The sequence below is a fragment of the Variovorax sp. JS1663 genome, from assembly GCF_002157355.1.
Lineage (GTDB): Bacteria > Pseudomonadota > Gammaproteobacteria > Burkholderiales > Burkholderiaceae_C > Variovorax.
This window is the reverse complement of sequence record NZ_LYMK01000094.1, coordinates 1-7,966: the sequence shown is the minus strand read 5'-3', so window position 1 is coordinate 7,966 and position 7,966 is coordinate 1. Positions and strand designations below refer to the sequence as shown.

Sequence of the window (7,966 nt, the reverse complement as noted above, 5' to 3'; positions counted from 1 at the left end):
TTGCGCTGGACAACAGCCCGGACACGATTGCCTTCGCGCTGCCGCTGCTCGAACGCATCGCCCAGGCCACTGCCGGCAGCGAGCGGGAGCTTGTCGACCAGGGCCTCTTGGCTAGGAGCCTGGCGATGGCGAACCGACAGGATGAGGCCGAACGCCGCATGCGCCACGTGATCGAACGCGCTCGGGAGTTGGGCCAGTACCGGCTGGCCTCGGCGTCTGCCAGCGACCTGCTGGTCCTGCTGCGGGAAGCCGGCCGGGCGCACGAAGCCTTGCAGGCTGCCGACGCAAAGGCCGAGGACACGCGCAATGCGGGGCTCGGCCCCTGGACCCAGCTCGCCGACGAGGGCCAGCGCCTGCAACTGCTCGCCGAACTCGGCCGCTACGACGAGGTGAGCGAGGCGGTCGAGCGGCTGCGCCCGCAGATGGCCGCGCTCCCGGAGACGAGTGAGGTGGAAGAAAGTGCGCAGCCCTGGAACGTGCGCGAAGGGCTGCTCGACACGGGTCGCTCGGTCGCGCTGCGTTCGAAGCGATACGAGGATGCGCTGCAACTGAATGACGAGATCCTCCGATCCAAACAGGCCCGCGGCGCCAGTGCGTTGGATCTGGCGAGATATCGCTTCAACGATGCTGCGCCCCTGCTACGCCTCGGGCGCGTCGACGATGCACGCGCCCTGCTGCTTGACTGCCGCAGGGTCTTCGAAGCGGAGCGGTACCGCTCGGGGCTGGGCATGGTCTTCTCGTTGTTGGCCGATCTGGAGGACGAGACCGGCGCGCCAGACAAGGCCGCGGACTTCGAACGGCTGGCACTTGGCTACAGCTATCAGATCGGCGACCCCGACGTTTGTGCGATCAGCCACTACAGCCTGGCGATCTATCTCAGGCGGTCAGCGCGCGACCCGACGCAGGTCCTGGCCCATAGACTGGCGGCGGCTACGCTTTTCATGCAGATCCGATCGGGGCGTCTGCCGAACGCGTTGTCGGCACTCGCCGCCGTCGACCTCGCGCCTTCGCCGCCGGCATTTGCAGACGTGGTCCGACAAGTCGAGACGGTACCCGGCGTGCGCCTGGCCGCGCTGTTCGAGCGGCTGCCGCGGACGTTTGCCGACGGTGACGCCACGCTGGCGGCGATCTGGCAGATGGCCCTTGAGGAGAAGGAACAACGAGCCCGGAAGGCACAGGCCAGGCAAGCAGTGCTGGTGGACATGCCGCCGGCAATCCAGGCGGCCTTCGAGCTCGACGGCGCCGCATTCTCGCAGGCGCTGAACGCGGCCCTGCAGGCCCTGCCCGCGGACGAGGCGGCGCGGACGCTGCAACGGTTGCGTGAGGGCGGCTTGATCGGGGGTGGTGGTGGCGGCACAGAGGACGAGCGCATCGCCAGACTGCTCGAGCAGTTCGAGCCCATGCTGCAAGGCATCGCTGCGGTGGCACGGGGCGACGGCCGGGAACGGGCGGAGCTCGAAGCGGTGCTGACCGATTTCGAGGGCAAGGGGTTCAAGCTGGTCGAGCCGGTGCAGCGCATCTGGTCCGGGGCGCGCAATGAACCCGAGCTCGTGGCAGGGCTCGATGCGATCGATGCCCGGCTGGTCGCGCGGGTGCTGGAAATCCTGTCTCGACAAACGGACGCGTGATCGTCATTCGCCCCCACGTGTGCTTCATCAGGTAGGCGTGCCACCTCGCCATGCCGGGCGGGCCTCTCAGCCCCGCCGTGCCGCCTCGATCTTTGCGATGTCGATCTTTCCCATCTGCATCATCGCGTCGAAGACGCGCTTGGCCACGGCGCGATCGGGATCGGCGATCGCGTCCGTCAGGACGCGCGGCGTGATCTGCCACGACAGGCCCCACTTGTCCTTGCACCAGCCGCATGCGCTTTCCTGGCCGCCGTTGCTGACGATCGCGTTCCACAGGCGATCGGTCTCGGCCTGGTCGTCGGTCGCCACCTGGAACGAGAAGGCCTCGTTGTGCTTGAACGCCGGACCGCCGTTCAGGCCGAGACAGGGGATGCCCATGACGGTGAACTCGACCGTCAGCACATCGCCTTGCTTGCCCGAGGGATAGTCGCCGGGCGCGTGGTGGACGGCCTTCACGGCGCTGTCGGGGAAAGTCTCCGCGTAGAACTGCGCGGCTTCCTGGGCGGTGCCGTCGTACCAGAGACAAATCGTGTTCTTGCTGCCCACTTCGCTCTCCTATTCAAGTACGTGCAATCGAGGACGAAGGCTGCCGGCTTCTCCGGCAGCCGTCGTTCCTCAGGGGGTGCGCACCCGGGAGGAGGCGCGCGGCGGATCGTAGACGACCGATCACGGCCGCATGTTGCCATCAGGGGCCGAGCGCTTCGTCAGACAACTGCGCGAATCGCGCGAGTCGGCGGTTCACGCAACCGCCACGACGTTGCCGCTCGCGTCGAGAACCGGCCCGCCGCTGTTGCCGGGCCGTACGGGTGAGGAGATCTGGATGAGGGCCGTGTTGTTGCCGATGCCGGCGAGGGCCGTCGCGTTGCCGGCCGTGACCTGCGGCCCCGCCGCGAGGCGCTACGCCGCCGTGTCGTGCCTTCGTCGAAAGCCGTTGACTCAGCGCCTGCACAGCCCCAGCACGAACTCCTGCTCCGTGCACGGTCGCGCCGGCCGGTCCGATACCGGCGCGGGGGACGCGGCGGCCGTCCGCCCGCCGATGCACGCGCGCAGGCGCTTCTCCATCGGCGGGTAGTAGCGCCAGCCCTGCGCCAGCGGCGGCAGTTCCAGCTTCACCTGCTTCCACTTGGGATGCCCGTTGGCCTGCAGCTTGTCGAAGTTCGTGCAGAGCGACTCGGCGAAGCGGGCCAGGTTGCCGACCGTCGACTGCAGGCCGTAGTCGTAGGTGACCAGGTAGGCCTTGACGGTCAGCGTGGGGATGTCGGCCGTGAGCCAGCTGGGATAGCTCGTGGTGCGGATGGTCGCGGGGAAGTAGGTCTTCTTCGCGCGCGTGGTCTCCGGTGCCGCGTCGTCGAGCTTCAGGATCTTGATGAAGTTGCGCGCCTCGGGCTTCATGTCCGAGAACAGCTTGGCCGGCTGTCCGGCCACGATGATGGCGACGTCGATTGTCTTGTCGACGGTGAGCTTCACCAGCGCGTCCTCGTTGGTCAGGTACTGCGCGTTCTCCGAGGGCATCGGCTCGCCGAACATGAGCTGGTAGAGCGTGCGCGAGGTGAGCGCCGTGCCGCTGCCGAGCGCGCCGACGGCGATCTTCTTGTTCTTGATCTCGTGGATGGAGTTGATCGGCGCATCGGCGCGGGCGACGAAGTAGATCTCCTCGTCGTACAGCGGCATGATCAGCCGCAGCGGCCGGATGATGTTGCCCGCGTCGGCGTTCCCGGCCTTCGCCTCGTCGAGGAAGGCCTGGTAGACGTCGGACTGCACCAGCGCCAGCTTCACCCCCTGCTCGAAGCGCATGCGCTGGATGTTCTCCGCCGAGCCCTTGGACTCCAGGACTTCGAGATCGATGCCGGCGGGGTCGGCGATCCACTGGGCCAGGTCGCGGCCGATCTGGATGTAGGTGCCGGTCTTCGATGCGGTGACGATCTTGTAGCCGGTTCGGGGTGGTGGCGCCGCCAGGGCCGCCGAGGACAGCAGAAAGGCCATCGACATCAGCCCGGCCAGCAGTGATCTGATTGGTGGCATCTTGACTCCTTCGGGGTCGTCACGGGTCGTCAGCGGGCGGATGCCTGCCGGGGGTCTTCCTGCGCGCACAGCGCGAGCGCCGCCATCGCTTCGCTGCAGGGCATCGTCCTGGGTTCCTGCACGGCAACGGCCTGCGGGGCGGGCGTGGCGGCGGGCGCTTCCACCGGCGTCACGGGAGCCGATGCAGGCGAGGGCGAGAGCGGCAGCGCGCCGAGGCCCAGCGCCTGGGCCGCCTTCTGGGCGGCGTCGCGCAACTGCTCGCGCCGGACGGCCTGCTCGCGTTCGCGCTGGTCGAGCTCGTCCTGCAGCGACTGCACGCCCGCATGGCCGGGATACGCGGCGGCCAGCGCGCCGAGCTCGCGCTGGGCATTGTCGAGGTCGCCGCGGCCCAGTGCGCCTTGCGCCTGCTCCAGTTTCGCCGTCGGTTCCTGCAGTTTGTCGGGATCGGCCTGCCGGCCGGCCTGGAGCGGGCCCAGGCTCAGCACCAGGGCGATCACGGACAGGGTCAGCGCGGTGCCGATCGCCACGGGCTTCGTCAGCAGTGCGCCGAGGCGCGGCTTCGACATGCGCGGCTCGACGGTGATCACGGCCGGCAGCCCTTCGGGCCATTCGAAGGCGGCGGGGCCGAGCAGGGCGGTCTCGTTGTCCGCGCCTTCCCGGGGGGGCTTCGAGGCGCCGGGGACGGAGGGAAAGCCGACCCGCTGCTGAAGCTCACGCCGCGGCACGAAGGACGAGTCCACCGCGAACTGCGGCATCGCCTCGGCGCGCTCGGGTTTCCAGCGCCCGGCCTCGGTGGTCGCCGTCATGGCGCCGGCGTCCGCGTGCACCGCCGCCTCCTCGCCGCCGCAGTAGGGGCAGAACCGCACCTCGCCATGCAGCAGGCGGGTGCAGTGCCTGCAGGGCGCTGGAAAGACCAATTCCGGATCAAGAGAGTTCGCCATGGCCGGTCAGGGTTCGATCCGCCACCCGGGCAGGCGCCGCCTGTCGGGGTGGTAGAGATACAGATGGCCCGCATAGACGAAGGGGCGTGCGGCCCAGGGCCGGGACATGCGGGCCATCCAGAACTGCACGTCGTGCTCGCCGCCGTGCAGTTCGAAGGTGGCGGTGCAGGTCTCCGTCGACGCGAGCAGGCTGTCCAGCGGGCGGGTATGGGGGATGCGCGCACACAGCACGGTCGATGCCGAGGTCGATTCCAGCAGCGGAACGATCACTTCGTCGGCCTCGGGCGCACGGCAGTCGTCGGGCTCGAACCAGGGGGCGAGCCGCAGGCGCGTGTCGAGTTGGAAGCAGGCCGCGCCGGTGCTGAGCCTCGGCGAACTCGCGGGCCGGATTTCCGGTTCGGCCAGGCCGAGCTGGACGAAGACGACCTCCGTCTGGCCGTCCTCCTGCCGCACGCACTGCTGCCAGAGGTTGCCGTTGCGGGACAGGTAGGGGCTGCCCAGGTCCAGCCGTGGCGTGATGCCGGCCGGCCAGGGCAGGAAGGCGGCGCCGGACGCGTCAGCGTCGCCGCCGCGGCTGACCACCAACTGGCCTGCCGGCGCCATCCACACGATCCGGTGCGGGTCGGCCAGCGGACGGAGCCATCCCGCGTCCGCGGCGTCCAGCGTGGGCCCGTCGATGCGGTGAAGCTCGGAGCCGTCCGGGTCCAGCGCGTGAACGCCGAGCGTCCCGTCCTCCTCCAGCATGGGCACGTGGACCCGGCCCTGCCACAGCACCGGCGCGCCCAGGCAGCGGGTGCCCACGCTGCGCACCTCGCAGGTGCGGGCGATCAGGTTGACGAAAACGATGGCCAGGCCGGCATCGGTCGGCAGGAAAACCCTGGCGGAGCGCTGCGGATCCTGCGCCGCCAGGCCCCAGGCCTCGTCGGCGAGGGAACTGGGTGCCGGTGCCTGCGTGCCGCTCGGACGCAGTGCCTGCCAGCGCTCGGAGTTCGGCAGCCAGTGGTAGAGCAGTCCCTGCGAGGCATCGATGGCGAGCAGCCGGCTGTCGCAGGTGGAGAAGGCGCCGACGAGGAAGTGGCAGTTGCCGGCCGGCGGCATCGCGATCTGGCGGTCCGGCGGCGACTCGGCGCTCAGCGTCGGCCGCAGCGCGAGGTGGGTGGCGGTCAGGCGCAGGCCTTGCGGCGTGTCGCCGGCAGCGCCGTCGGCCCCGAAGGGCGGCAGCCACGCTTCCGCCTCGATGGCGGCGGGCTCGGGCAACGCCTTGCCCGTGGCAGGAGAGAAGCGGAAGGCACCGGGGTAGAGCGCGACCGGGCCGGCCACGCCTGCCGCGCTTTCGATGCTGACCCGCGCGCCCACCAGGGGTGCGAGATCGAAGGGGTTGCATGCCGGCGGCGGTGCACCCAGTCCCTTGTAGTCAGCCAGATCGAACGCACCCGTGGCCGGATCGCGCGACCAGATCTGGTCGCCCACCGCCCAACGCTCGTTCTGCAAAGCCGACGCCAGCCATGTGGACATCAGGCCAGTGTAGGACGCCGATGCGCTTCTGTGCGCAAACGAAAGTGGTATTCCTAACGGCCAGCGCTCATTTGAACAAGGGCAGCAGCTTCAGGCGCTGCACCTTGCCGGACGGGCCGCGCGGCAGCTCCTCCACGAAGCGGTAGTGGGCGGGCGCCTTGTAGCGCCCAAGCGCCTCGGCGCACCAGGCGCGAAGGGCCTCCTCGCCGCAGCTCATGCCCTCGCGCAGGATCACGGCGACGCCGATCTCCTGCCCGTAGTGGCGGTCGGGCACGCCCACCGCGGCGGCGTCGCGCACCGCGGGATGGGCCAGCAGCGCCTCGTCGATCTCGCGCGGCGCGATGTTCTCGCCGCCCTTGATGATCAGCTCCTTGATCCGGCCGGTGACGAAGAAGAACCCGTCCGCGTCGCGGTGCCCCAGGTCGCCGGTGCGCAGCCAGCCGTCCGGCGTGAAGCTGGCGCGTGTGGCTTCCTCGTTCTTGTAATAGCCGAGCATCACGTTGGGCCCGCGGATCACCAACTCGCCGGTGCTGCCGTCGGGCAGCTCGGCGAGCGTGGCGTCGACCACCCGCGCCTCGCAGCCCGAGGCGCGGCCCACCGAGCCCAGCTTGCGCGCGGCCGGATCCATCGGGTTGGAGAAGGAGGGCGCGGCCGTTTCGGTGAGGCCCATGGTCTCGACGATGCCGATGCCGAACATCTGCTCGAAGGCGCGGTGGTGCTCCGGCGGCAGCGCGGCCGAGGCCGATCGGCAGAAGCGGATGCGCGCGCAGTGTGCTGCCTCCGCCGGCGCCGGCTTTCCGCCCTCGAGCAGGTAGGAGATCATCGTCGGCACCACGTTGATCCAGCTGCACTGCGCCTGCGCGGCCTGCGCCCAGAAGCGTCCTGCCGAGAACTTCGGCGGCATCGCCAGGCTGCCGCCATGTGCCAGCGGCGCCAGCATGGTCACGGCGAAGGCGTTGATGTGGTAGAGCGGCAGCACGGCCAGCACCCGGTCGTCCGGCTGCAGGCCATGCTCGGCGCTGATGGCATGCGCATTGGCGGCCAGGTTGCGCTGCGTGAGCATCACCCCCTTGGGCATGCCGGTGGTGCCGGAGGTGTACATCAGCAGCGCCACCGTCTCGGGCGAGGGCGCCGGTGCCTCGGGTGCGGCAGATGTCTCGGCCTCGCCGGGGAGCGCCGCTGCGTCGGGTTCGACCACCATCAGCGACACCGGCCTGCCGAGCTCCTGCAGCATCGTGCGCACGCGCTCCTCCCATTCGGGCGCGACGCACACGAGGCGGCAGTCGGAATGCGCGAGCACGTAGCGCATCTGATCCGGCTGCGAGAGCAGGTTCACCGGGTTCACGCACAGGCCGGCATGCATGGCGCCCAGCAGGAGGCGCAGGGTTTGCAGGCCGTTGGGCATGACCAGTGAGACGGTGTCGCCGGGCTTCGCGCCGTGCTGGCGCAGCACCTCGGCCACCGTGCGGCAGCCGCGCGCCAAGTCGGCGTAGTGCAGGGGCGAGCCGCCCTCGGTGGAGAGCGCGTAGACCGCCTGCGGGCGCTGTTCGGCCTGGGTCTCGATCAGTGCATGGACTGTCTGCGTGTTCATTGAGGTCCCTTCATCTTGGCTGCGCTTGCTCCCTCTCCTTCTGGGAGAGGGTGGGGTGAGGGCACTCGTACGCTTGATTTGTGCCTTGCTGTTTGTTTGGCGCAGGAGCCGGGAATTCGCCCCGGCGGGCGAGTCACTTTCTTTGTCTCGCCAAAGAAAGTAACCAAAGAAAGGCGACCCCACTGCGCGTGTCCCTCCGCTTCGCTACGGGCAACCTGCGGTGCTCGCGCAGCCGGCCCCGCCGCAGAACTCGCTACGCGCCCTTCGGG

6 protein-coding genes and 1 pseudogene are annotated in these 7,966 nt (G+C 69.6%); 1 reads left to right on the top strand and 6 read right to left on the bottom strand.

Features of this window, described 5'->3' with window-relative positions; all coding sequences use genetic code 11:
• The coding region (locus tag A8M77_RS36345) for a hypothetical protein (protein WP_202820699.1) at nucleotides 1–1,628 on the top strand (1,628 nt) is incomplete at its 5' end.
• 66 nt (nucleotides 1,629–1,694) lie between these two features.
• Here the strand turns inward: A8M77_RS36345 and A8M77_RS34520 are convergent.
• From A8M77_RS34520 to A8M77_RS34500, 6 genes and pseudogenes are all read right to left on the bottom strand, one after another.
• The gene (locus tag A8M77_RS34520; protein ID WP_086925986.1) at nucleotides 1,695–2,174 is read right to left on the bottom strand and encodes a VOC family protein; all 480 of its coding nucleotides are present in this window, start codon (nucleotides 2,172–2,174) and stop codon (nucleotides 1,695–1,697) included.
• 192 nt (nucleotides 2,175–2,366) lie between these two features.
• Nucleotides 2,367–2,495 (bottom strand): annotated as a pseudogene (locus A8M77_RS37590) (trypsin-like peptidase domain-containing protein); the annotation flags it as partial.
• 69 nt (nucleotides 2,496–2,564) lie between these two features.
• On the bottom strand, nucleotides 2,565–3,650 hold the full coding sequence (locus A8M77_RS34515) for a TAXI family TRAP transporter solute-binding subunit (protein ID WP_192871721.1): 1,086 nt from the start codon (nucleotides 3,648–3,650) through the stop codon (nucleotides 2,565–2,567).
• Nucleotides 3,651–3,679: 29 nt separating this feature from the next.
• The gene (locus A8M77_RS34510; RefSeq protein ID WP_143694888.1) at nucleotides 3,680–4,591 is read right to left on the bottom strand and encodes a hypothetical protein; all 912 of its coding nucleotides are present in this window, start codon (nucleotides 4,589–4,591) and stop codon (nucleotides 3,680–3,682) included.
• A 6-nt stretch (nucleotides 4,592–4,597) separates the two neighbouring features.
• Nucleotides 4,598–6,106, bottom strand: coding sequence for a hypothetical protein (locus A8M77_RS34505; protein ID WP_086925983.1), 1,509 nt, complete (start codon nucleotides 6,104–6,106; stop codon nucleotides 4,598–4,600).
• A gap of 67 nt (nucleotides 6,107–6,173) precedes the next feature.
• Nucleotides 6,174–7,697 carry an AMP-binding protein gene (locus tag A8M77_RS34500; protein WP_086925982.1) on the bottom strand — a complete coding sequence of 508 codons (1,524 nt, stop codon included), beginning with the start codon at nucleotides 7,695–7,697 and terminating at the stop codon, nucleotides 6,174–6,176.
• Nucleotides 7,698–7,966 lie beyond the last annotated feature (269 nt).

Excerpts from the sequence above, each read along its gene's own strand:
- A8M77_RS34515 (WP_192871721.1), bottom strand. The coding sequence starts at position 3,650 with ATGCCACCAATCAGATCACTGCTGGCCGGGCTGATGTCGATGGCCTTT.
- A8M77_RS34510 (WP_143694888.1), bottom strand. The coding sequence starts at position 4,591 with ATGGCGAACTCTCTTGATCCGGAATTGGTCTTTCCAGCGCCCTGCAGG.
- A8M77_RS34505 (WP_086925983.1), bottom strand. The coding sequence starts at position 6,106 with ATGTCCACATGGCTGGCGTCGGCTTTGCAGAACGAGCGTTGGGCGGTG.
- A8M77_RS34500 (WP_086925982.1), bottom strand. The coding sequence starts at position 7,697 with ATGAACACGCAGACAGTCCATGCACTGATCGAGACCCAGGCCGAACAG.